Origin of the sequence: Citrobacter sp. TBCS-15 (assembly GCF_005280815.1) — a bacterium.
GTDB lineage: Bacteria > Pseudomonadota > Gammaproteobacteria > Enterobacterales > Enterobacteriaceae > Citrobacter > Citrobacter werkmanii.
In genome coordinates, this window is the sequence record NZ_SZWK01000101.1 from 159072 (window position 1) to 181236 (window position 22165).

23 protein-coding genes are annotated in these 22165 nt (G+C 52.8%); 6 read left to right on the forward strand and 17 right to left on the reverse strand.

What is annotated here, in order from left to right; translation table 11 throughout:
• The first annotated feature begins 849 nt into the window (after positions 1–849).
• On the forward strand, positions 850–2181 hold the full coding sequence (locus tag FDW96_RS03915) for an amino acid permease (RefSeq protein WP_137365238.1): 1332 nt from the start codon (positions 850–852) through the stop codon (positions 2179–2181).
• A 24-nt stretch (positions 2182–2205) separates the two neighbouring features.
• Positions 2206–3516 carry a serine dehydratase subunit alpha family protein gene (locus tag FDW96_RS03920; RefSeq protein WP_061382494.1) on the forward strand — a complete coding sequence of 437 codons (1311 nt, stop codon included), beginning with the start codon at positions 2206–2208 and terminating at the stop codon, positions 3514–3516.
• A 54-nt stretch (positions 3517–3570) separates the two neighbouring features.
• On the opposite strand, the gene FDW96_RS25000 is transcribed toward FDW96_RS03920, so the two are convergent.
• Positions 3571–3720: a hypothetical protein gene (locus FDW96_RS25000; RefSeq protein ID WP_165406919.1), complete on the reverse strand. Its 150-nt coding sequence runs from the start codon at positions 3718–3720 to the stop codon at positions 3571–3573.
• Positions 3721–3746: 26 nt separating this feature from the next.
• Positions 3747–4448, reverse strand: coding sequence for a pirin family protein (locus tag FDW96_RS03925; RefSeq protein ID WP_042311142.1), 702 nt, complete (start codon positions 4446–4448; stop codon positions 3747–3749).
• Between the two features lie 104 nt (positions 4449–4552).
• On the opposite strand from FDW96_RS03925, the gene yhaJ reads away from it, so the two are divergent.
• A complete protein-coding gene (yhaJ, locus tag FDW96_RS03930) occupies positions 4553–5449 on the forward strand; it encodes a DNA-binding transcriptional regulator YhaJ (protein WP_042311140.1) in 897 nt (298 codons plus the stop codon).
• A gap of 108 nt (positions 5450–5557) precedes the next feature.
• Here yhaJ and FDW96_RS03935 read toward each other — a convergent pair whose 3' ends face one another.
• The 11 genes from FDW96_RS03935 to FDW96_RS03990 all read right to left on the reverse strand — a co-directional run bounded on the left by FDW96_RS03935 (position 5558) and on the right by FDW96_RS03990 (position 13564).
• Complete coding sequence (locus FDW96_RS03935; protein WP_038642883.1) at positions 5558–5923, reverse strand: DUF805 domain-containing protein; 366 nt, start codon at positions 5921–5923, stop codon at positions 5558–5560.
• Between the two features lie 852 nt (positions 5924–6775).
• A complete protein-coding gene (gene yqjG, locus FDW96_RS03945) occupies positions 6776–7762 on the reverse strand; it encodes a glutathionyl-hydroquinone reductase YqjG (RefSeq protein WP_061382491.1) in 987 nt (328 codons plus the stop codon).
• A 71-nt stretch (positions 7763–7833) separates the two neighbouring features.
• A complete protein-coding gene (locus FDW96_RS03950; RefSeq protein ID WP_137365394.1) occupies positions 7834–8226 on the reverse strand; it encodes a DoxX family protein in 393 nt (130 codons plus the stop codon).
• A 173-nt stretch (positions 8227–8399) separates the two neighbouring features.
• Positions 8400–8699, reverse strand: coding sequence for a YqjK-like family protein (locus FDW96_RS03955; protein WP_038634085.1), 300 nt, complete (start codon positions 8697–8699; stop codon positions 8400–8402).
• Positions 8699–9094 carry a phage holin family protein gene (locus tag FDW96_RS03960; RefSeq protein WP_038634082.1) on the reverse strand — a complete coding sequence of 132 codons (396 nt, stop codon included), beginning with the start codon at positions 9092–9094 and terminating at the stop codon, positions 8699–8701. The genes FDW96_RS03955 and FDW96_RS03960 overlap by 1 nt, the downstream gene beginning before the upstream one ends.
• Before the next feature lie 2 nt (positions 9095–9096).
• Positions 9097–9402 carry a YqjD family protein gene (locus tag FDW96_RS03965; RefSeq protein ID WP_006687949.1) on the reverse strand — a complete coding sequence of 102 codons (306 nt, stop codon included), beginning with the start codon at positions 9400–9402 and terminating at the stop codon, positions 9097–9099.
• A 33-nt stretch (positions 9403–9435) separates the two neighbouring features.
• Positions 9436–9804 (reverse strand): DUF1090 domain-containing protein, encoded by a 369-nt coding sequence (locus FDW96_RS03970; protein WP_038634079.1) that lies wholly within the window; start codon positions 9802–9804, stop codon positions 9436–9438.
• Positions 9805–9952: 148 nt separating this feature from the next.
• Positions 9953–10336, reverse strand: a complete 384-nt coding sequence (mzrA, locus tag FDW96_RS03975; protein ID WP_137365239.1) for an EnvZ/OmpR regulon moderator MzrA — start codon at positions 10334–10336, stop codon at positions 9953–9955.
• Positions 10337–10339: 3 nt separating this feature from the next.
• Positions 10340–11002, reverse strand: a complete 663-nt coding sequence (gene yqjA / locus FDW96_RS03980) for a DedA family general envelope maintenance protein YqjA (RefSeq protein WP_003024820.1) — start codon at positions 11000–11002, stop codon at positions 10340–10342.
• A gap of 349 nt (positions 11003–11351) precedes the next feature.
• The gene (gene exuR / locus FDW96_RS03985; RefSeq protein ID WP_038634073.1) at positions 11352–12128 is read right to left on the reverse strand and encodes a transcriptional regulator ExuR; all 777 of its coding nucleotides are present in this window, start codon (positions 12126–12128) and stop codon (positions 11352–11354) included.
• A gap of 134 nt (positions 12129–12262) precedes the next feature.
• Positions 12263–13564: an MFS transporter gene (locus FDW96_RS03990; protein ID WP_042311133.1), complete on the reverse strand. Its 1302-nt coding sequence runs from the start codon at positions 13562–13564 to the stop codon at positions 12263–12265.
• Between the two features lie 472 nt (positions 13565–14036).
• Between FDW96_RS03990 and uxaC the strand changes: the two genes are divergently transcribed.
• The 3 genes from uxaC (at position 14037) to FDW96_RS04005 (ending at position 17791) form a co-directional block, all read left to right on the forward strand.
• Positions 14037–15449: a glucuronate isomerase gene (uxaC, locus tag FDW96_RS03995; protein ID WP_137349709.1), complete on the forward strand. Its 1413-nt coding sequence runs from the start codon at positions 14037–14039 to the stop codon at positions 15447–15449.
• A 161-nt stretch (positions 15450–15610) separates the two neighbouring features.
• On the forward strand, positions 15611–17098 hold the full coding sequence (locus FDW96_RS04000) for a UxaA family hydrolase (RefSeq protein WP_042311128.1): 1488 nt from the start codon (positions 15611–15613) through the stop codon (positions 17096–17098).
• 138 nt (positions 17099–17236) lie between these two features.
• Positions 17237–17791, forward strand: a complete 555-nt coding sequence (locus FDW96_RS04005; protein WP_042311125.1) for a YgjV family protein — start codon at positions 17237–17239, stop codon at positions 17789–17791.
• Positions 17792–17807: 16 nt separating this feature from the next.
• On the opposite strand, the gene sstT is transcribed toward FDW96_RS04005, so the two are convergent.
• The 4 genes from sstT to FDW96_RS04025 all read right to left on the reverse strand — a co-directional run bounded on the left by sstT (position 17808) and on the right by FDW96_RS04025 (position 22105).
• The gene (sstT, locus tag FDW96_RS04010; protein WP_061382487.1) at positions 17808–19052 is read right to left on the reverse strand and encodes a serine/threonine transporter SstT; all 1245 of its coding nucleotides are present in this window, start codon (positions 19050–19052) and stop codon (positions 17808–17810) included.
• Positions 19053–19296: 244 nt separating this feature from the next.
• On the reverse strand, positions 19297–20265 hold the full coding sequence (locus FDW96_RS04015) for a TerC family protein (protein ID WP_038642882.1): 969 nt from the start codon (positions 20263–20265) through the stop codon (positions 19297–19299).
• A gap of 268 nt (positions 20266–20533) precedes the next feature.
• Entirely contained in the window at positions 20534–21532 is a 999-nt protein-coding gene (locus tag FDW96_RS04020) for a Gfo/Idh/MocA family protein (RefSeq protein ID WP_061382486.1), read from the reverse strand.
• A 72-nt stretch (positions 21533–21604) separates the two neighbouring features.
• Positions 21605–22105 carry a M48 family metallopeptidase gene (locus tag FDW96_RS04025; RefSeq protein ID WP_042311118.1) on the reverse strand — a complete coding sequence of 167 codons (501 nt, stop codon included), beginning with the start codon at positions 22103–22105 and terminating at the stop codon, positions 21605–21607.
• Positions 22106–22165: the final 60 nt, after the last annotated feature.

Sequence of the window (22165 nt, forward strand, 5' to 3'; positions counted from 1 at the left end):
GGTTCCTGTGAACGTGTAAAGGGTGCTATCGCCGCACCCTTTACAATCCCGGCTCCCGGCAGGAAAATTGTTGCTGCGCAATACCCTCCGCTTATTCCTTCAGGCGACCGGGCCGGGCGCGAGGTAGCATCCATGCAAAGCGCGCCCTGAGCCAGCATCCATGCTGGCTCTCCCTGCCTTACGGAAACACGTCGGCAATTTTCAGCCGGACCAGCCCACACCTGACCATCTGCGTTTTTTTGTTTAAACAGCAAAACAGGTTTCACTGGAAGTCAGAGCATTGAAGCGATGACCCCGGTCCGGCTGAAAATCGATGAGGTGTTGACGGCTGACCGGGTCTGCCCGCAGGGATGCGGGCAGAGGGGATGGCCTGCAGGGATGCAGGCTCGGCCCCGACCCGACAGGCAGACGGCATAAGACGAATGAATTGCGCAGCGACGATTTTCCCGCCGGGAGCCTGGGTTGCAAGGGAGGCGGCGATGAGCCTCCCTTGCACGTTCACGGGTAACGGCGTTTCAGAGAAATGACACCGCTGAGGTGAACGGAATCCTGAACTAGAATCACATGTTCTCGATAATGCTTAACTGACAAACATTAGTACTTTAGCGCACCTTTTTTGTTGTGATCTGCTTCAAAAACAGAAATTTAATGCATTTAATGTTATTAAAAGAGAAAATATTTCTTAACTTTTAGAAATTACAGGGGTTTATTTGTAAAGTTTTTCTCTGATCCTGCGCGTATGATTTCTTCATTACTCCAATAGCTCACCTGCACCTTATGTACTGCGTATCGCATTAAGCAGTACGAAAAAAATAAAAAAACCTCTACCTACACATTGAGCGGGAAATTATGGAAACGGCAACGAATAGCAGCGTAATACTCGACGCATCTGCTCCGGCACGTCGGGCGGGAATGACCGAAAGTGAATGGCGCGAAGCCATTAAATTCGACAGTACGGACACCGGCTGGGTCATTATGAGTATCGGTATGGCAATCGGCGCGGGGATTGTTTTTCTTCCCGTCCAGGTAGGACTGATGGGGCTGTGGGTATTCTTACTCTCCTCTATCATCGGCTACCCTGCCATGTATCTGTTCCAGCGTCTGTTTATCAATACGCTGGCTGAATCCCCAGAATGCAAAGACTACCCGAGCGTGATCAGCGGCTACCTGGGTAAAAACTGGGGCATCCTGTTGGGGGCATTGTATTTTGTGATGCTGGTCATCTGGATGTTCGTCTATTCCACCGCCATCACTAACGACAGCGCCTCCTATCTGCACACGTTTGGCCTGACTGAAGGCTTACTGTCCGACAGCCCGTTCTATGGCCTGGTGCTAATTTGCATCCTGGTGGCCATCTCGTCGCGCGGGGAAAAACTGCTGTTTAAAATCTCTACCGGTATGGTACTGACCAAGCTGCTGGTGGTAGCGGCGCTTGGCGTGTCGATGGTAGGGATGTGGCATTTATATAACGTAGGTTCGCTGCCGCCGATGGCGCTGCTGATCAAAAACGCGATTATCACGCTGCCGTTTACGCTGACCTCGATTCTGTTTATTCAGACTCTTAGCCCAATGGTTATCTCATATCGTTCTCGCGAAAAATCCATTGAGGTGGCGCGTCATAAAGCGCTGCGCGCTATGAATATCGCGTTTGGTATTCTGTTCGTTACGGTCTTTTTCTACGCCGTTTCCTTCACGCTGGCGATGGGCCATGACGAAGCGGTTAAAGCCTATGAGCAGAACATTTCCGCTCTGGCGATTGCTGCGCAGTTTATCAGCGGCGATGGTGCTGGCTGGGTGAAAATCGTCAGCGTTATCCTGAACATCTTTGCCGTAATGACTGCCTTCTTCGGCGTCTATTTAGGCTTCCGTGAAGCTACTCAGGGGATCGTGATGAACGTGCTGCGCCGTAAAATGCCAGCCGAGAAAATCAATGAAACCCTGGTGCAGCGCGGCATTATGGTTTTCGCCATTCTGCTGGCCTGGAGCGCAATTGTGCTCAATGCGCCGGTACTGAGCTTCACGTCTATTTGTAGTCCAATCTTCGGCATGGTGGGTTGTCTGATCCCGGCGTGGCTGGTCTACAAAGTTCCTGCACTGCACAAATACAAAGGCGCTTCCCTGTATCTGATTATTATCACGGGCTTGCTGCTGTGCGTTTCTCCGTTCCTGGCATTTTCCTGAGTTATCTGAGCAAAGGTTGTTGTTATGTTTGAGACTACATTGAATCCATTATGGGATAGTTTTATTCGCGCAGTGCAGGAAGAAGTGAAGCCCGCGCTGGGCTGCACGGAACCTATCTCTCTGGCTCTGGCGGCGGCGGTCGCATCGTCTGAGCTGGACGGCGCGGTTGAACGCATTGATGCGTGGGTCTCGCCAAACCTGATGAAAAATGGCCTGGGTGTGACCGTTCCGGGGACTGGCATGGTGGGGTTACCGATTGCCGCCGCGCTGGGCGCGATCGGTGGTAACGCCAAAGCCGGGCTGGAAGTGCTGAAAGACGCTTCGGCTGAGGCGGTGGCGCAGGCCAAAGCGATGCTGAGCGCCGGGAAGGTTACGGTGATGCTGCAAGAGCCTTGCGAAGATATTCTTTTTTCCCGTGCGAAAGTGTACAGCGCTGAAGGATGGGCGTGCGTGACCATTGTTGGCGGCCATACCAACGTTGTGCGCATTGAAACCAACAAAGGCGTGGTGTTCGCGACAGAAGAGAGCACTCAGGAAGAGGAGCAGGAATCACCGCTGGCGGTGCTGTCTCACACGTCGCTGGAAGAGATTCTGGCGTTTGTGAATGCGGTGCCGTTTGCGTCAATCCGCTTTATTCTCGATGCGGCAAAACTGAACGGGGCGTTGTCTCAGGAAGGGCTGCGCGGTAACTGGGGTTTGCACATCGGAACCACGCTTGAGAAGCAGTGCGCGCGTGGCCTGCTGGCAGACGATCTATCTACCGCCATTCTGATCCGTACCAGTGCGGCATCGGATGCGCGAATGGGCGGGGCGACGCTACCGGCGATGAGTAATTCCGGCTCCGGTAATCAGGGGATTACCGCCACCGTTCCGGTGATGGTGGTTGCTGAGCACTTTGGCGCGGATGAGGAAAAACTGGCGCGTGCGCTGATGCTGTCTCACCTGAGCGCAATCTACATCCATCATCAGCTTCCACGTTTGTCCGCACTGTGTGCGGCAACCACGGCGGCGATGGGCGCTGCGGCGGGTATGGCATGGATTGTCGATGGGCGCTACAACACCATAGCGATGGCGATCAGCAGCATGATTGGCGACGTGAGCGGAATGATTTGCGATGGCGCCTCAAACAGCTGCGCGATGAAAGTTTCAACCAGCGCATCTGCGGCGTGGAAAGCGGTGCTGATGGCTCTGGACGATACTGCTGTAACGGGTAACGAAGGGATTGTGGCGCATAATGTGGAGCAATCTATCACTAACCTGTGCGCGCTGGCGTGTCGGTCAATGCAGGAAACCGACAAGCAGATCATTGAGATCATGGCCAGTAAAGCGCATTAATCTGTAGGCTGGGTAAGGCGCAGCCGCTACCCGGCATCAGCCTGAGCCGCCTTTTCAGGCGGCTTCTTCGTCTTCGAGCCGTAGCTCGGCATCGGCCACAATCGCTTCCAGTTCTGTCAGCATTTCTTCATAACCGAAAGTCGCCGTGTCCTGTTTTTGCGGCTCAACCTGCGGCTGGCGTTTTTTTGTTTTTTTCTTGCTCAATAGTCGTACTCCATTGTTTTCCATGACTATACGGGCAAATCTATCAGCAAAGCGCGCAGCGGGGTATCAGCGACTAACGTTATGTTAGTTTCGTCACGAATAAATGCGCCATCGCCGCAGGTGAGCGCTTCTTTTTCGGCACCTGCCGTCACCGCATGGAATCTGCCGTGAATCGACTGTAAGTAAGCCCGCGGCCCATGTAACTGAAAACTGAGCGATTCGCCTTGTTGCAGCTCAACATGATGCACCCAAACCTGTTGGCGCAGATGCAGGCTGCCTTGCTCACCGTCCGGCGAGGCCAGCAGTTGATGCTTACCGGCACTCAGCATGGCTTTCTGCACGCAGGCATTTTCACGCTGCGGGCAGGCATCCAGCCAGAGCTGCATTCTGGTTAACGGCTTATCTTTGCTGATATTGTGTTCGCTATAGCTGATCCCGGGCTGTGTCGCGAGCAATAGCACTTCGCCCGCTTTAGCCTGGATATGGTTGCCTTCGCTGTCGCGGTACTCAGCTTCCCCTTCGAGGATCAGGTTGACGATATCTACCTTCGGATAGGTACGTGGCTGGAAAGAGGCCCCCGGTGCCAGAACTTCCTGGTTCAGAACACGCAGCGAGGCATAACCCAGCAGTTTAGGATCAAAATAGTGTCCAAAGGAGAAGGTATAACGGGCCTGCAGCCAGCCGTAGTCTGCCTGTCCGCATTGTTTGGCTGTACGGGTAGTAATCATAGTTCTTGACCTCTCTTTACTTCCTTTTATGTTAAATGGCTAGACGCTGCATTGTTAGCCAGATATTCTGCCTGGTATGTTCAAATTTCCTGAATGAGAACGAGATGGCCAAAGAAAGGGCTTTAACGCTTGAAGCGTTACGCGTCATGGACGCAATAGACAGACGCGGTAGCTTTGCCGCCGCGGCAGATGAACTGGGGCGGGTTCCTTCAGCCCTCAGCTATACCATGCAGAAGCTGGAGGAAGAGCTGGACGTCGTCTTGTTTGACCGTTCAGGTCACCGCACAAAATTCACCAACGTCGGGCGTATGCTGCTGGAGCGTGGACGCGTCCTGCTGGAGGCTGCGGATAAGCTGACTACTGATGCCGAAGCGCTGGCGCGTGGGTGGGAAACGCATCTGACCATCGTGACCGAAGCGTTGGTGCCGACGGCGGCGTTTTTCCCGCTGATCGACAGGCTTGCCGGGAAGGCCAATACCCAGCTTTCCGTTATCACCGAAGTTCTGGCCGGGGCGTGGGAGCGTCTGGAGCAAGGGCGAGCGGATATCGTGATTGCGCCGGATATGCATTTTCGCTCATCTTCCGAAATCAACTCGCGCAAGCTGTACTCGTTGATGAACGTGTATGTGGCGGCACCGGATCATCCTATCCATCAGGAGCCGGAACCATTATCGGAAGTCACCCGCGTGAAATACCGTGGTATCGCGGTTGCAGATACCGCCCGTGAACGTCCGGTGTTGACTGTGCAACTGTTGGATAAACAACCTCGTCTGACGGTGAGTTCGATAGAAGATAAACGTCAGGCGCTGTTAGCCGGACTGGGTGTGGCGACGATGCCTTACCCGCTGGTGGAAGAGGATATTGCGGCTGGTCGGTTGCGGGTAGTAAGCCCTGAGTCGACAAGTGAAATTGATATCATTATGGCCTGGCGGCGAGACAGTATGGGCGAGGCAAAATCCTGGTGTCTGCGGGAAATCCCCAAACTGTTTGTGGGTAAATAGCCGGACTGTTACGCCGGATGCGGTGCGAAGCACCTTATCCGGCCTGGAAGACGGAGTATGTTGTAGGCCTGATAAGCGCAGCGCCATCAGGCATCTACATATGCTACGTCAGGATAACTGTTTGGGATCGGGCCCGAAGCGGTTACTCCCCTGAGTCCCGTTTTGACAGTTGAAAATGATGATAATCAACCAGCCAACGATCGGGATCAGCAGCACCAGCAGCCACCAGGCTGAACGATCGGTGTCATGCAAACGCCTGAACTGTACCGCCCACCAGGGGATAAACACCAGAACCCCATAAATCGTTGTTAGTATGCCTTCCCCTCCGGCGCGTTCCCAGCCAAGCATTCTGTCCAGGATACCCAGCACGAACGTGAAGATGATGTTGACCAGCACAAACATCCAGTATTCTTTACGACGCGCGCGACCACCAAAACCAAAGTAATTCTTTAATACGTTTAAATACCAATCCATTTTTGCCTCGTTCTGCATTCAATTACTTGTTTTTAAAGTAATCAAATTAAGAATAGCCGTGAATGAAATGATGGTAAATATTTGTGGTGTTAATTATTGACCCCATTGGAGAATTGCTTGTCAGTTAAATATTATGGAGAACATATGATTCCGGCTCAGGGTTCCGTTCACCTTAGCTGCGTGATTTCTCTGAAGCGTAGATACCTGTGAACGTGCAAGGGAGGCTCATCGCCACCTCCCTTGCATCCCAGGCTCCCGGCGGGAAAATCGTCGCGATGCGATTCATTCGGCTTATGCCGTCTGCCTGTCGGGGCGGGGCCGAGCCTGCGTCCATGCAGGCCGTCCCCTCTGTCCGCATCCCTGCGGACAGCCCCGGTCAGCCGTCAACGCCTCATCGATTTTCAGCCGGACCGGGGCCATCGCTTCAACGCTCTGACTTCCAGTTAAATCTGTTTTGCTGTTCAGACCAAAACTCAGATGGTGAGGTGTAGGCTGGTCCGGCTGAAAATTGCCGACGTGTTTCCGTAAGGCCGGGAGAACCCGCAGGGATGCGGGTTCAGGGCGCGCTTTGCAGGGACGCTACCTCGCGCCCGGCCCGGTAGCCTGGAGGAATAAGCGGAGGGAACCACGAAGTGGCAATTTTCCCGCCGGGAGCCGGGATTGTAAAGGGCGTGGCGGAGAACGCCCTTTACACGTTCACAGGAATCGATGTCTCAGAGAAACGATTAACATGAGGTGAACGGAACCCTTTCTCTGATATTGCATGTTCATTACTTCCGCCAATACTGGTTGATACTTTCTGAAACAGAAGCGTTAAATAATCGGCCTAACCTCAAAGTGGACCCGTGTAAATCAGGCGAAACGCTCGTCACGCCCGTGGGGTTCGTTAAGGTCCTGCCACGGCCCAACAGAAATAATACCAGTCGGGTTAATGGTTTTATGGCTACGGAAGTAGTGATTACGGATGTGATCGAAATTGACGGTTTCCGCAATGCCCGGTATCTGGTAGATGTCGCGCAGGAAACCGTACAGGTTCAGATAGTCGCTAATCCGGTGTTTGTCGCACTTGAAATGGGTCACATACACTGGATCAAAACGTACCAGTGTGGTCCACAGGCGAATATCTGCTTCTGTTAACTGATTGCCGGTCAGGTAGCGATGCTGCCCCAGGATTTGCTCCAGTCGCGCCAGGGATTGGAAGACTTTTTCCACGGCGTCGTCGTACGCTTCCTGGCTGGTGGCAAATCCGGCTTTGTACACACCGTTATTGACGTTGTCATAAATCCAGCCATTCAGCTCGTCGATTTGACTTTGCAGGGCTGGCGGATAGTAATCCCCAGCTTTTGCGCCCAAAGCATCAAAAGCGGTGTTAAACATGCGGATGATCTCCGCAGATTCGTTGCTGACAATGGTGTGATTTTTTTTATCCCACAGCACCGGGACGGTTACCCTACCGCTGTAATGCGGATCGGCGTGCAGATAGAGCTGGTAAAGAAACTCGTGTTGATACAGCGTATCGCCGGTTGCAGCCGGGAAGGTATCGTCAAAGGTCCAGCCGTTTTCTAGCATCAGCGGATGTACAACGGAGACGGAAATAAACGGTTCCAGCCCTTTGAGCTTACGCAAAATCAGCGTACGGTGCGCCCACGGACAGGCCAGAGAAACGTAGAGATGATAGCGGTCTTTTTCGGCAGCGAATCCCCCTTCGCCCGTTGGACCCGGTGCGCCATCCGCGGTGAGCCAGTTGCGGTAAGCCGATGCTGAACGTTGAAATTTTCCCCCGGTTGATTTGGTATCATACCAGGTGTCATGCCATACGCCGTCAATCAGTTGTCCCATTTTATCGCCTCCTCAGATAGCAAAAGCGAGGAGATGTCCCCTCGCTTTTTGGTGTGTTCAGTATAGCTCGCTTACCACTTTTTATTCAGAACGCGGTCGATGCTGAATGCGCCCGGACCGGTGATAGCCAGCAGCAGGAAACCGCCTGCGATGGTCAGGTTTTTCATGAACATCAGAGAGTTCACGCCTTCCGCAAAGTTGCTGTGGAAGATGAACGCTGTCAGCAGCGTGAAGCCTGCGGTGAACAGCGCGGTTGTGCGGGTCAGGAAGCCGAACAGGATTGCCAGACCGCCGCCAAACTCAAGCAGGATGACCAGCGGCAACATAAAACCAGGCACGCCCATGGCTTCCATATACTGTTGGGTACCCGCATATCCGGTGATTTTGCCCCAGCCTGAGGAAATAAACAGGATTGGCATCAGAATGCGCGCTACCAGTACACCAACATCTTCTAATTTCTTCATCATTCACTCCAGGAAACCACTCAGGCGGCTTATTTTGTTTTGTGTGCAACGACGCTGCAGAGCGCGTCGTTGCTGTCGATGGAGAGAATCATAAACGTGCTTAATGACAATTGTTAGCAAGGAAAACTGTCAAATTTTTTCAAAAATTTTGAGGTTAGGGGGAGTGAGAGGGATTAGCCGCGCAGTTGCTGCTGTCTGATGGTCGCTTTAACCAGACGCCAGATGCTCCAGACGCTAAAACCGCGCTTAGCCCAGCGTACCAGCAGATTAGGATTACGAATGGTACGAACTGCCATGATACTGCTACCCACTAACACCCAGCCACGTAGGTTCAACAGCGTTTTCCAGCCACGATCGTAGACTTCGGTGGCCTCCAGCCAGTCGCGGCGAGTAGCAGACAGATCCAGCCGTTGCTGCTGGATCTGTCCAAGCAGTTGCGCCTTACGTTGTTGACGTTCGACTTTACTGCTCATTATGCATCATCCTCCAGGGCCTGCCTGTCGTTTGCGAGTTCGTGGCGCGTATGGCGTAGCAGCGTTGTTTTGCGAGCTTTACGCAGAGTCCATATCCCGCCAATAAGCGCCATAACCAACAGCACAACGGTGGTGGCAATCATTGCGTTCAGGCGATATTGCGGATCAATGGCCCAGATGATAAGCACCATCAGGCTCATCAGCCCAAACGCCGCGAACAGCATGGTCAGCCCAAGCATCAGCAGGATCTGGATGAGATTTGATTTTTCCTCTTCCAGTTCCACGACGGCCAGCCGCAACCGCGTTTCTACGATCTCAACGAGAATCGTCAGGATCCGCTGTCCAATACCCAGTACGCTTTTGCCTGGACCTTGTGCGTGTTGAGAGTCAGCCATTGTTAACGGCGCGACAGCAGTACACCAAGCACCACGCCGACTGCAGCGCCAATCCCGACGCCAGTCCATGGGTTTTCGCGTACATAGTTATCGGCTTTGGCCGCGGCTTCACGGGTCTGTTTGGCAATCACATCGCTGGTTTCACTCAGGCGATGACGGCTCTCCCGCAGGGCGTGTTCGGCTTTGCTGCGAATTTTACTCATCTCTTCCTTCGACTTATCGCCAGAGGAGCTAAGTACTTCTTCAAGCGTATCCGCAAGAGATTTCAGCTCAGCGCGCAGGTTGTCCGTAGCATTATCTTTCGACATAGTTTTCTCCAGTTGAGTGGGTAGTTACCGTACTTAGTAATCGCGTGATTCGAGTTCTTTCAGCTCATTCTGAGCTTCGGCAAGCTTACGTTCGCGTTTGGCAATTTTATCCGCATCGCCTTTTTGCTTCGCCTCGGCTAAATCATCTTGACGCTCGGCTATCTCATCTTTCTGCTCTGCGATTTTTTTCTGATGGTCGGCGCGCAGTTTGCTGTCAGTACAGTTAGCCCGAACCTCGCTAAGCGCTTTGTTCAGACCATTGATGCGGTTCTGATTGTTGTGCTTTTCGGCATAGCTAATCTCCCGCTGAATATCCTGTTCTTTTTCCTGACAGAGGGTGGTGGCGTAACTGCCGGCACTGAGAGCGAAAAGGCTAATAGCCAAAGCGATGCGGTATTTCATTCTTGAACCTTCCATTGTGATTCGACGTTGTGGCTTGCGGTCGATGCTCCAGATTAATAAAACGTTGGGCCATAATCCCAGTTTATTAATCATAGGCGCTAAACGGTGAAATCACCAAAGTGAGTGATCTAATTCAGATTCCTGGAGATTAACCAAAACGGTGCGGGGTATCACGTAAGCGGGATAACCACTGCACCGCCTGATTATCATCATCCTGCTGAGCGATGACGAAACCATGTGGCAACGTACGGTCCAGCACCACTTTGGCGGCTGCGCTCTGCGCGCTGGAATCAAAAGTGATCAGCAGCGCGTCATTTTGCGGGATAATGCTTTTAAAGCGGATGCCGTTGGCATCCAGGTGATGCCAGATAGAGAAGCCATCAGGCATGCTGGCTCCCTGGTTTACTGCGCGAATGGCAAGCGTTGACTCCTGCTGACGAATAACCGACCAGGTCAGGAGCAGCGCGCCGATAAACAGCATAAAGGTAGTGGTCCAGGCAAGTCGTCGGAACGTTATGCATGATTTCAGCATAATTTATCCTCGGTTCCCGTATTTCTTTTTCCACAGCACAACCAGTGAACCTGCCAGACCAAACACCAGTAACACCACAGGAAGCAGCATCAGGCAAGACATGAGCTGATCTTCATACTTAAGAAATACCGGCGTTTTACCCAGCAGATAGCCAAGCGTTGTGAGGATCAGGACCCAAAGCAATCCGCTCATCCAGTTAAAGAACTGAAAGCGCGCATTATTCAGGCCGGATAACCCTGCGATGGTCGGCAATAATGTTCTGACAAACGCAATGAAGCGACCAACCAGCAGCGCAGACAAGCCATGCTTATGAAAAAGATGATGTGCGCGCTGATGATAATGCGCAGGAAGGTGCGACAACCAATTTTGTACGGTGCGGGTATTCCCCAGCCATCGCCCCTGGATATAACTGAGCCAACAGCCGAGGCTGGCCGCGGTGGTGAGTAGCAGTACTGTTTGCGGAAAACCCATTGCGCCTTTGGCAATAAGTACGCCGACCAGTACCAGCAAACTGTCGCCGGGTAAAAACGCTGCTGGCAGCAGTCCATTTTCCAGAAACAAAATGGTAAATAGTACAAAATAGAGCATGCCAATCATGGAAGGATTGGCCAGAGTTTCAAAATCCTGAGCCCATAAAGCATTCAGTAATTGAGTCAGTAGTTCCATTCAATATTCCTGGAGAATCGGTTATCGTCATGCCGGTTTTTATGGATTTTGTAACACCGCGATTTTATTGATGTTTTTTGCAAGGTGCGCGGTCTGATACAAATTCACGGCCTGAACTGTTCCCTGTGAAGTTGTGAAGTTAGCAAGCTCTTAAACACAAAAATTCAAATAGCATCTAATTGTAACAAAGGTCAACGTTGTCCGTTATAGAAATTACGGTTGCTGAACTCTGATTTTGCTTATCGCATTAGAGGGAGGCGAGAGGATTTACACAGGCTGACATTTTATACCTAATGCTTACTCAGCATCAGGTACAGGCGCGCCGTCACGCCTGTATCGATAAGATTGATTATTTTGCGCCGTTAGCGGCCGTATCGAGATGAACGACCGGATTTTCAGTAAAAAGGTAACGGTCCGCGTTGAACTCAAAATCATCGCTGGTTTCGTTAAACAGCATCTGCTTCGTGTTCTCAAGGTGCTGCCACATCGCCAGTTTAGCGGCATGGGGATCTTTGCGAATCAGCGCCCGTAGGATCTGGTCATGGTCATCGCACCAGTTATCGACCGTACGCGAGTCGATGTGGTCGTGCAGTTTTTTCCAGTAGGGGTTATGGATACGCTGAGTCCACATTTTTTCCACGATGGCGGCCAGGGCGGAGTTCTGCGTGGCCAGCGCAACCTGCACATGGAACTGGAGATCCCACTCGGAGTCACGAAAGCTTTTTTCGTTGCGCGACTTCTCCTGGATTTCCATCAGTTTCATAATGTCCTGCTTGGTCACCTGGGTGGCGGCAAACTCGGCGATGTTGCTCTCAATAAGTTGACGCGCTTGCAGCAATTCAAAAGGACCGTAGCTGGCGAATTCCAAACCTTCGTCGGGAGCAACATAATGTTTGGGTTGGTTAGAGATGACGTGGATCCCCGATCCTTTACGCACCTCAACATAGCCCTCAACTTCCAGCATGATAATCGCTTCACGAACCACGGTACGGCTGACATTTTTTTCATCGGCGATAAAGCGCTCGGCGGGGAGTTTGTCACCCACCAGATAGACACCCTGCTCGATGCGTTCTTTAAGATCAGCGGCAAGTTGTTGGTATAAACGGCGTGGTTCGGTGATTTCCATATGCGCTCCAGGCATGATACGGCAGACTATATTTGTTATACCACTTTTGCGATTACGCCTCCACTCGCGAGGACAAAAAAGCCGCCAGATAACTGACGGCTTAGCATTATATAACCTTTTTGTATCGCATCCGGTTAACTTTGCGTCGCGGGATCGCCAGTTTGCGGACCTGAATCTATCTCGCTGGCTGATTTGTTCTGCAGTACCGTCCAGATGACTAACGCGCCAAGCAGGTCGAATACCGCCAGCACGGCGAACAGCGGGCTAAAGCCGATGGTGTCGGCCAGCGCGCCAACGACCAGGGCAAACAGCGTACTGGCAAGCCAGGCGGACATACCGGTCAGACCGTTCGCGGTTGCCACTTCATTACGACCAAATACGTCAGAAGAGAGTGTAATCAGCGCACCGGACAGCGCCTGGTGAGCAAAGCCGCCGACGCACAGCAGGGCGATAGCGATGTACGGGCTGGTGAACAGACCAATCATCCCTGGGCCAATCATCAGCAGCGCGCCCATGGTGACCACCATTTTACGGGACACGATCAGGTTCACGCCAAACCAACGCTGGAACAGCGGTGGTAAGTAACCCCCAACGATACAGCCCAGGTCAGCAAACAGCATCGGCATCCAGGCAAACATGGCGATTTCTTTCAGGTTAAAGCCGTAGACTTTAAACATGAACAGCGGGATCCAGGCGTTGAAAGTCCCCCACGCCGGTTCAGCCAGGAAACGCGGCAGCGCGATGCCCCAGAACTGGCGGTTACGCAGGATCTGGCCGAGCGACATTTTCTTCGAGGTCGTGTTTTTATGCTGTGATTCCTGGCCGTTCAGAATGTAATCACGTTCTTCGTCAGACAGTTTTTTCTGGTCGCGTGGGTGTTTATAGAACACCAGCCAGGACATCGCCCAGATGAAGCTCAGGGCACCGGAAATAATGAATGCCATTTGCCAGCTGTGCATGACGATCGCCCAGACCACCAGGGGCGGAGCGATCATCGCGCCGATAGAAGAACCGACGTTGAAGTAACCGACGGCAATTGAACGCTCTTTTGCCGGGAACCATTCAGAACTGGCTTTCAGACCGGCCGGGATCATTGCGGCTTCAGCGGCACCTACCGCACCTCGCGCCAACGCCAGGCCACCCCAGCTGCCAGCCAGTGCGGTCGCGCCACAGAAGACGGCCCACAGAACGGCGAACATCGCGTAACCTATTTTCGTGCCGAGAACATCAAGCACGTAGCCAGCAACGGGTTGCATTACGGTGTAAGCAGCAGAATACGCTGCGATGATATAGGAATACTGTTGAGTGGAGATGTGTAACTCTTCCATCAGAGTCGGCGCAGCTGCCGCCACAGTGTTACGTGTCAGGTAACCCAGCACGGTGCCAAGCGTCACCAGTGCGATCATGTACCAACGTAACCCTTTAATTTTACGCATGTAAAACCTCATCGTTTTGTTATGTCCGCGAACGAGCGGTCATCTTCCAGTTCAGAGCGGAGGATGTTCTTTTACGAGGGGGGAACCGAAAAAAAGCCGGTACTCCCCGAACGTTGCCATGTCAATAGTTGTGCTAATTCGGTTTCCGTACCGGTCAATCCGATGGTGATACATCGGTAATTTGCATTCCGTCGGCTTATGTATCGCGACGGCCAAAAGATAACTTGTCATACAACTTTAAAAGGTGAGTGCCATCACAAAAGTGTGAATCTTCGTGTGGTCATTATTTCGATTCAGCAAAGCCAGTGCTGGCGCGGCTTGAGGCATGATTTACCTCTTTGAGAGTAATTTTTTTGTCATCATTTGTTGATCTAACTCACGAAAATATCTTCAGTGTGTGGAAATTGGTGTGATAACTTTGTCAACATCAAAACATAAGCAATCTGACGCACTCGTTGAGAGGAAGACGATAATGACCCCGTTTATGACAGAAGATTTCCTGCTGGATACCGAATTTGCCCGCCGTCTGTATCATGATTACGCCAAAGACCAGCCGATCTTCGATTACCACTGCCATTTACCACCGCAACAAATCGCTGAAAACTACCGTTTTAATAACCTGTATGACATCTGGCTGAAGGGTGACCACTATAAGTGGCGTGCGATGCGTACCAACGGCGTTGCTGAGCGCCTGTGTACCGGCGATGCCTCCGATCGTGAGAAGTTTGATGCCTGGGCCGCTACGGTTCCGCACACTATCGGTAACCCGCTGTACCACTGGACCCACCTTGAGTTACGTCGCCCGTTTGGTATTACAGGTAAGTTGCTGTCTCCGGCAACGGCTGACGAAATCTGGAACCAGTGCAACGAACTGCTGGCGCAGGATCAATTCTCTGCGCGCGGTATCATGAAGCAGATGAACGTGAAAATGGTCGGCACCACCGATGACCCGATCGATTCTCTGGAGCACCACGCGGCCGTTGCTAAAGACGGCTCCTTCGACGTAAAAGTGCTGCCAAGCTGGCGTCCGGATAAAGCCTTCAACATCGAACTGGCGACCTTTAACGATTACATGGCCAAGCTCGGTGAAGTCTCTGACACCGATATCCGTCGTTTCGCTGACCTGCAGACCGCGCTGACCAAACGCCTGGACCACTTCGCCGCTCACGGCTGTAAAGTGTCTGACCACGCGCTGGACGTTGTCCTGTTTGCGGAATCCAACGAAGCGGAGCTGGACAGCATCCTGACGCGTCGTCTGGCTGGTGAAACCCTGAGCGAGCACGAAGTGGCGCAGTTCAAAACCGCCGTGCTGGTGTTCCTCGGTGCAGAATACGCCCGTCGCGAATGGGTACAGCAGTACCACATCGGCGCGCTGCGTAATAACAACCTGCGTCAGTTCAAACTGCTGGGCGCGGACGTTGGCTTCGACTCCATCAACGACCGTCCGATGGCGGAAGAGCTGTCCAAACTGCTGAGCAAGCAGAACGAACAAAACCTGCTGCCGAAAACCATTCTGTACTGCCTGAACCCGCGCGATAACGAAGTGCTGGGCACCATGATCGGTAACTTCCAGGGCGAAGGCATGCCGGGCAAGATGCAGTTCGGTTCCGGCTGGTGGTTCAACGATCAGAAAGACGGGATGGAACGTCAGATGACACAGCTGGCGCAACTGGGCCTGCTGAGCCGCTTCGTCGGCATGCTGACCGACAGCCGTAGCTTCCTGTCTTACACCCGTCACGAATACTTCCGTCGTATTCTGTGCCAGATGATCGGTCGTTGGGTTGCTGCGGGCGAAGCCCCAGCCGACATCCAACTGCTGGGTGAAATGGTGAAAAACATTTGTTTCAACAATGCGCGCGATTACTTCGCCATTGAATTGAACTAAGAGCCTATCCATTAGGCTATTTTACTTGCCAGTTTGAACCTGGGCAGTGCTCAAAATCCTCACGTACTGCGTGTACGCTCCGGTTTTTGCGCGCTGTCCGTGTCCAAACGGGCTGCGACAATATACGCCTACTGAAATAGGCTCTAAGGTCCGGGGTTGATATGCAATACATCAAGATCCATACGCTGGATAACGTTGCGGTAGCGCTCGCTGATTTGGCTGAAGGAACCGAAGTTACCGTTGACGGGCAGGCGGTAACCCTGCGCCAGGCGGTCTCTCGTGGGCATAAGTTCGCGCTTTGCGATATCGCGCAGGGTGAGAACGTCATGAAATATGGCCTGCCAATCGGCCATGCTCTGGCTGATATCGCGGCGGGCGAGCATATTCATGCTCATAACACGCGTACCAATCTGAGCGATCTGGATGAATATAGCTATCAACCCGACTTTCAGGAACCTGAGGCGCAACCGGCGGATCGTGATGTACAGATCTACCGTCGTGCCAACGGCGATGTTGGTGTGCGTAATGAACTGTGGATCCTGCCGACAGTAGGCTGCGTCAACGCCATGGCCCGTCAGATGCAGAATCGCTTCCTGAAAGAGACCAACGATGCCGAAGGGATCGACGGCGTGCATCTCTTCAGCCACACCTACGGCTGCTCGCAACTGGGTGACGACCATATCAACACCCGCACCATGCTGCAAAACATGGTGCGCCACCCGAACGCGGGCGCAGTGCTGGTGGTCGGTCTCGGCTGTGAAAACAACCAGGTTGACGCTTTTCGCGAAACCTTAGGCGAGTACGATCCCGATCGCGTTCACTTTATGGTCTGCCAACACCAGGAAGATGAAGTGGAAGCGGGGATCGAACATCTTCACCAGTTGTACAACGTGATGCGTAACGATAAGCGTGAACCCGGTAAGCTGGGCGAGCTGAAGTTTGGTCTCGAATGCGGCGGCTCTGACGGCCTGTCCGGTATTACCGCCAACCCGATGCTGGGCCGCTTTTCCGACTACGTGATTGCCAACGGCGGCACCACCGTGCTGACCGAAGTACCGGAAATGTTCGGCGCCGAGCAACTGTTGATGGACCACTGCCGTGACGAAGAAACGTTCGGCAAGCTGGTCACTATGGTGAATGACTTCAAACAGTACTTCATTGCTCACGACCAGCCGATCTACGAAAACCCATCGCCGGGCAACAAAGCGGGCGGTATCACCACCCTGGAAGATAAATCTCTCGGCTGTACCCAAAAAGCAGGCTCCAGCCAGGTGGTGGACGTACTGCGCTACGGTGAACGCCTGAAAACGCACGGCCTGAACCTGCTGAGCGCGCCGGGTAACGACGCAGTCGCCACCAGTGCACTGGCTGGAGCGGGCTGTCATATGGTGCTGTTCAGTACCGGTCGCGGTACGCCGTACGGTGGATTTGTGCCGACGGTGAAAATTGCTACCAACAGCGAGCTGGCAGCGAAGAAAAAGCACTGGATCGATTTTGATGCCGGACAACTGATCCACGGCAAAGCGATGCCGCAGTTACTGGAAGAATTTGTCGATACCATCGTCGATTTTGCCAACGGCAAGCAAACCTGCAACGAGCGGAATGATTTTAGAGAGTTAGCGATATTTAAAAGCGGCGTAACGTTGTAGTAAATACCTGATGGTACCTGCATACAGGTCTGCGCAAACCGTAGGCCTGATAAGCGCAGCGCCATCAGGCACAAACCGTTGCCGGATGGTGGCGAACTCGCCTTATCCGGCCTACGAGATAGAATTGGGGTTGCTTGCATGACCGCGTATTGGCTGGCCCAGGGCGTAGGTGTCATCGCCTTTCTAATCGGCATTACCACCTTTTTCAATCGCGATGAGCGTCGGTTCCGGCTGCAACTCGCTGTCTATAGCGCTACCATTGGCGTGCATTTTTTCCTGATGGGCGCCTGGCCTGCAGGAATGAGCGCTGAGCTCAATACCATCCGCACACTCGTCTCGATGCATACCCGTAAACTGTGGGTAATGACCGTTTTTATTATCCTCACCCTGGTTCTCGGGCTGGCGAAATTACAGCATGCGATGGAGCTGTTGCCGATAATCGGCACGCTGGCCAGCACCTGGGCGCTGTTTCGCTGCCAGGGGTTAACCGTGCGTTGCGTTATGTGGTGCGCAACCGCTTGCTGGGTTATCCATAACTTCTGGCTGGGATCGATTGGCGGGACGATGATTGAAGGGAGTTTTCTGGTGATGAACGGCTTGAATATTATTCGCTTCCGGCGGATGCAAAAACGCGGAATTGATCCGTTCAAAATTGAAAAAAGCGTACAAGATAGTAACCCCTCCGCCCGATGACGGAGGGGAGCAGAGATTAGCCGCGCAGGGCGTTGTTGGCCAGACGTTCGTCTTCTGCCTGACAGGCAGCAGCGGTAAACAGGACGTCTGTAGAAGAGTTTAATGCCGTTTCACAGGAGTCCTGCAGCACGCCGATGATAAAGCCAACGGCAACCACCTGCATGGCGATATCATTCGGAATCCCGAACATGTTGCATGCCAGGGGGATTAACAGCAGAGAACCGCCCGCCACGCCCGATGCGCCGCAGGCACACAGCGAAGCCACCACGCTGAGTAACAGCGCTGTCGGTAAATCGACCGGAATACCCAGCGTATTCACCGCCGCCAGCGTCAGCACGGTAATGGTGATCGCAGCACCCGCCATATTGATGGTGGCCCCCAGCGGAATAGAAACCGAGTAGGTATCACGATCCAGATTCAACTTCTCACACAGCGCCATATTCACCGGAATGTTTGCCGCGGAGCTGCGGGTAAAGAAGGCATACACGCCGCTTTCACGCAGACAGGCCAGCACCAGCGGATACGGGTTACGGCGAATTTTCCAGAATACCAGCAGCGGGTTAACCACCAGCGCTACCAGCAGCATACAACCTACCAGCACGGTCAGCAGCTGAGCGTAGCCCCAAAGCGTGGCAAAACCGGTGGTTGCCAGCGTGGAGGAGACCAGGCCGAAGATCCCAATTGGCGCGAAACGAATCACCAGCTTCACCATAAAGGTGACGGCGTTGGACATATCATTGACCAGATTTTTGGTCGTTTCATTCCCATGACGCAGCGCAAAGCCCAGGCCGACGGCCCATACCAGAATGCCGATATAGTTGGCGTTAAGCAGGGCATCAATCGGGTTCGAAACCATACTCATCAGCAGGCCACGCATCACTTCGACAATGCCGGACGGCGGTACGATGTCGCTGGCGCTGCTGGAAAGATGCAGTGTGGACGGGAAGGCGAAGCTGAAGACAACCGCCGCTAACGCTGCGGAAAAAGTACCGAGCAGGTAAAGGAACAGGATTGGACGGATATTGGTTTTTTGTCCGTGCTGGTGGTTGGCGATGGACGCCATAACCAGCATCAGGACCAGAACAGGGGCCACGGCTTTTAATGCGCCAACGAACAGCGTACCCAACAGCCCGACGGCTTCTGCAGCAGGTTTTGACACTAGCGCCAACAATATCCCCAGTACCAAACCGATCAAAATTTGTTTAACCAGGCTCCCTTGCGCCAAACGCGAGAATAGCCCCGATGAACGTTGCGTAGTCATGTAGTAATCCTTTCATTGTGTTGTTGCCCATCCTGTGTGCATTCTGATGATGCATCTTTCTGGATGTAACAAAGTGTTTGCCTGGTTGAGTATAAGGAAAGATGAAGTCCCGGGAAGCGAAATCTCCTGATTTTTGCGTTCAGATCATGTTTTATAACTTTAAATTAACATTAATTTGACATGATAAACAAAAAGCCCGACGCACGCAGTGTGCTGTCGGGCTTTTTCAGCTAGCGGATGAAACTTACTGTATTTGCTGCTTTTTATCGTGCTGGTGATTAACCCACGCATTCACGACCAGCGTAACGAACAGAATACCGAACACCACGCCTAACGAGATAGCGATTGGGATATGATAGAAATCGACGATCAGCATCTTAATACCGATAAACACCAAAATGACCGACAAGCCGTATTTCAGCATGGAGAAACGCTCTGCCACGCCAGCCAGCAGGAAGTACATCGCACGCAGACCCAAAATAGCAAACAGGTTTGAGGTCAACACGATGAACGGGTCGGTTGTGACGGCGAAGATTGCCGGAATACTGTCGACGGCAAAAATGACATCACTCAGCTCAACCAGAATCAACACCAGCATCAACGGCGTGACGAACAGCAGTCCGTTTTTACGCACGAAGAATTTTTCGTCTTCGATGGTATCGGTCATGCGTAAATGACTACGCAGCCAGCGGACTAACGGTCTGTCGCCGATACCGGAAGCATCTTCTTTCGCCAGTGCCATCTTCACGCCGGTAAACAGCAGGAACGCGCCAAACACGTACAGCAGCCATTCGAACTGGGCGATAAGCCAGCTACCTGCGAAGATCATAATCGTACGCAGCACAATCGCGCCCAGTACGCCGTACACCAGTACCCGACGCTGTAACGCAGGCGGTACCGAGAAGTAGCTGAACAGCATCAGCCAGACAAAGACGTTATCTACCGCCAGTGATTTCTCGATCAGATAGCCGGTAAGAAACGCCAGCGCCTGTGGGTCGGCAACGGCGCGGCCCTGCGTTTGGGCCAGGTACCACCAGAATGCGGCGTTAAACAGTAACGACAGCGTTACCCAGACGATTGACCAGGCCGCAGCCTGCTTCATCGACATGGTATGTGCGCCACGACGACCCTGTAGCAGCAGGTCGATGGCCAACATAATCACCACCACAACAGCGAAGCCGCCCCACAACAACGGTGTGCCGACAGTATTCATAATTCCCCCATGCATAAAAAAACGGCCAACGCCGAATGACGTTAGCCGCTGCTTTTTATGCATAGACCTTGCCATTCGGCAAGGTCTCACTTACAACAACAAAGGAATACGCTAGCGTATTCCTTTGTTGTTGCCCGGTGACCGGATGTGGTTTTGCACACATCGTAATGACGATCAACCGACAACGAAGTTACTCCCCTTTGCGGGTTACAAAATATTACAGGCCAAGCATGCAGTCAATGGCCTGCAACATTTGTTTTACATACCTTTACGCAGTCAGCGATGTTACCGTTTCATCTGCCGGGAAAATCACGCCGGTCTGACGGCGAATTTCCGTTTGCAGTTTGGCGGTGATACGGCTGACGTTCAGTGCCGGATGATCCACTTCGCCGGATTCAACCAGATGAGCAAAAGTCTCTGCCTCATACAGCATAGTATTGATATGCTGAGGCACCGTCAGCTCCTGCGTTTTGCCACCACGCGCAACGAAGCATACTTTCTGACACTCAGAGATATGCTCAATGACCAGCGAACCCGACTCGCCCTGAATTTCACTGGCTAATACCGAGTCGCTGACTTTGGAGTGCTGGAGTGTGACGCTGAAATCACCGTAATTAAGCACGACCACGCCGTGGGCATCCACACCACTTTCCAGCAGGCTGGCGCTGGCCTGAACGCTCTGCGGTTCGCCCCAAAGCGCAACCGCTGAGGCCAGGCAGTAAAAGCCGATATCCATAATCGAACCGTTAGAGAACGCCGGATTAAACGTATTCGGATTTTCACCGTCCAGATAACGCTGGTAACGCGAGGAGTACTGGCAGTAATTGATAAAGGCTTTCCTGATTCTGCCCACTTTGGGTAACGCTTGCTGCAGCAGCAGGAAGTTAGGCAGGCTGGCGGTCTTAAATGCTTCAAACAGCACGACCTGATTTTCGCGCGCGCAGGCGATAGCGGCTTCAGCTTGCGCCAGATTTGAGGCCAGCGGCTTTTCGCAAATGACATGCTTTTTGTGCTGCAAAAATAGCTCTGTCTGCGGGAAGTGCAGGGAGTTTGGACTGGCGATGTAGACGGCGTCAATCGCATCACTATTGGCCATCGCCTCCAGCGAGGTAAACAGGTGCTCGACGGGGTAATCGTTGGCGAAGGTCTGTGCCTGCTCAAGACTGCGGGAATAAACTGCGGTTAACTTATACTTGCCGGTTTCATGGGCGGCATCGACAAACTGGCGGGTGATCCAGTTTGTGCCAATTACTGCGAAACGTATCATAAAGGCCTTCAGGCTGCTAAAAGGGATCCTTTCGTCAATTTAGCATGCCTTGAAGACAAAGCCAGTGCGCGACTACGCACTTTGCTTTAACGATTGTTGCGTTAACCACAGGCGGGTATCGAACTCCAGTTGATGGTACTGAGGTTCCATATGACAGCACAGTTGGTAAAACGCTTTGTCATGCTCTTTTTCTTTCAGATGTGCCAGTTCATGGACCACGATCATTCGCAGGAAGGGTTCCGGGGCATTGCGAAAAACGGTCGCCACGCGGATCTCCGCTTTGGCTTTTAGCTTGCCACCCTGCACGCGGGAGACGGCGGTATGCAGCCCCAGCGCATTCTTCAGGACGTGGATCTTGCTGTCGTACATCACCTTATTCAGCGGTGGAGCATTGCGCAGAAACTGGTTTTTCAGATCCTGGGTGTATTGCCACAGCGCTTTGTCGGTCGCGAAGTCATGCGTACCCGGATAGCGCTTCTCCAGCACTGCGCCCAGACGCTGCTCGCTAATCAAGGTTCGAACCTGGGCGAGTAAGTGCTCAGGATAGCCCTGGAGATAAGTTAGTTGGTTCATTAATGTCCACGCAAATCATAAAAGTGTATACTCACGCACCCTTTTCAGGGATATGCCGAA

Excerpts from the sequence above, each read along its gene's own strand:
- FDW96_RS03915 (WP_137365238.1), top strand. The coding sequence starts at position 850 with ATGGAAACGGCAACGAATAGCAGCGTAATACTCGACGCATCTGCTCCG.
- FDW96_RS03920 (WP_061382494.1), top strand. The coding sequence starts at position 2,206 with ATGTTTGAGACTACATTGAATCCATTATGGGATAGTTTTATTCGCGCA.
- FDW96_RS03925 (WP_042311142.1), bottom strand. The coding sequence starts at position 4,448 with ATGATTACTACCCGTACAGCCAAACAATGCGGACAGGCAGACTACGGC.
- yhaJ (WP_042311140.1), top strand. The coding sequence starts at position 4,553 with ATGGCCAAAGAAAGGGCTTTAACGCTTGAAGCGTTACGCGTCATGGAC.
- FDW96_RS03935 (WP_038642883.1), bottom strand. The coding sequence starts at position 5,923 with ATGGATTGGTATTTAAACGTATTAAAGAATTACTTTGGTTTTGGTGGT.
- yqjG (WP_061382491.1), bottom strand. The coding sequence starts at position 7,762 with ATGGGACAACTGATTGACGGCGTATGGCATGACACCTGGTATGATACC.
- FDW96_RS03950 (WP_137365394.1), bottom strand. The coding sequence starts at position 8,226 with ATGAAGAAATTAGAAGATGTTGGTGTACTGGTAGCGCGCATTCTGATG.
- FDW96_RS03955 (WP_038634085.1), bottom strand. The coding sequence starts at position 8,699 with ATGAGCAGTAAAGTCGAACGTCAACAACGTAAGGCGCAACTGCTTGGA.
- FDW96_RS03960 (WP_038634082.1), bottom strand. The coding sequence starts at position 9,094 with ATGGCTGACTCTCAACACGCACAAGGTCCAGGCAAAAGCGTACTGGGT.
- FDW96_RS03965 (WP_006687949.1), bottom strand. The coding sequence starts at position 9,402 with ATGTCGAAAGATAATGCTACGGACAACCTGCGCGCTGAGCTGAAATCT.
- FDW96_RS03970 (WP_038634079.1), bottom strand. The coding sequence starts at position 9,804 with ATGAAATACCGCATCGCTTTGGCTATTAGCCTTTTCGCTCTCAGTGCC.
- mzrA (WP_137365239.1), bottom strand. The coding sequence starts at position 10,336 with ATGCTGAAATCATGCATAACGTTCCGACGACTTGCCTGGACCACTACC.
- yqjA (WP_003024820.1), bottom strand. The coding sequence starts at position 11,002 with ATGGAACTACTGACTCAATTACTGAATGCTTTATGGGCTCAGGATTTT.
- exuR (WP_038634073.1), bottom strand. The coding sequence starts at position 12,128 with ATGGAAATCACCGAACCACGCCGTTTATACCAACAACTTGCCGCTGAT.
- FDW96_RS03990 (WP_042311133.1), bottom strand. The coding sequence starts at position 13,564 with ATGCGTAAAATTAAAGGGTTACGTTGGTACATGATCGCACTGGTGACG.
- uxaC (WP_137349709.1), top strand. The coding sequence starts at position 14,037 with ATGACCCCGTTTATGACAGAAGATTTCCTGCTGGATACCGAATTTGCC.
- FDW96_RS04000 (WP_042311128.1), top strand. The coding sequence starts at position 15,611 with ATGCAATACATCAAGATCCATACGCTGGATAACGTTGCGGTAGCGCTC.
- FDW96_RS04005 (WP_042311125.1), top strand. The coding sequence starts at position 17,237 with ATGACCGCGTATTGGCTGGCCCAGGGCGTAGGTGTCATCGCCTTTCTA.
- sstT (WP_061382487.1), bottom strand. The coding sequence starts at position 19,052 with ATGACTACGCAACGTTCATCGGGGCTATTCTCGCGTTTGGCGCAAGGG.
- FDW96_RS04015 (WP_038642882.1), bottom strand. The coding sequence starts at position 20,265 with ATGAATACTGTCGGCACACCGTTGTTGTGGGGCGGCTTCGCTGTTGTG.
- FDW96_RS04020 (WP_061382486.1), bottom strand. The coding sequence starts at position 21,532 with ATGATACGTTTCGCAGTAATTGGCACAAACTGGATCACCCGCCAGTTT.
- FDW96_RS04025 (WP_042311118.1), bottom strand. The coding sequence starts at position 22,105 with ATGAACCAACTAACTTATCTCCAGGGCTATCCTGAGCACTTACTCGCC.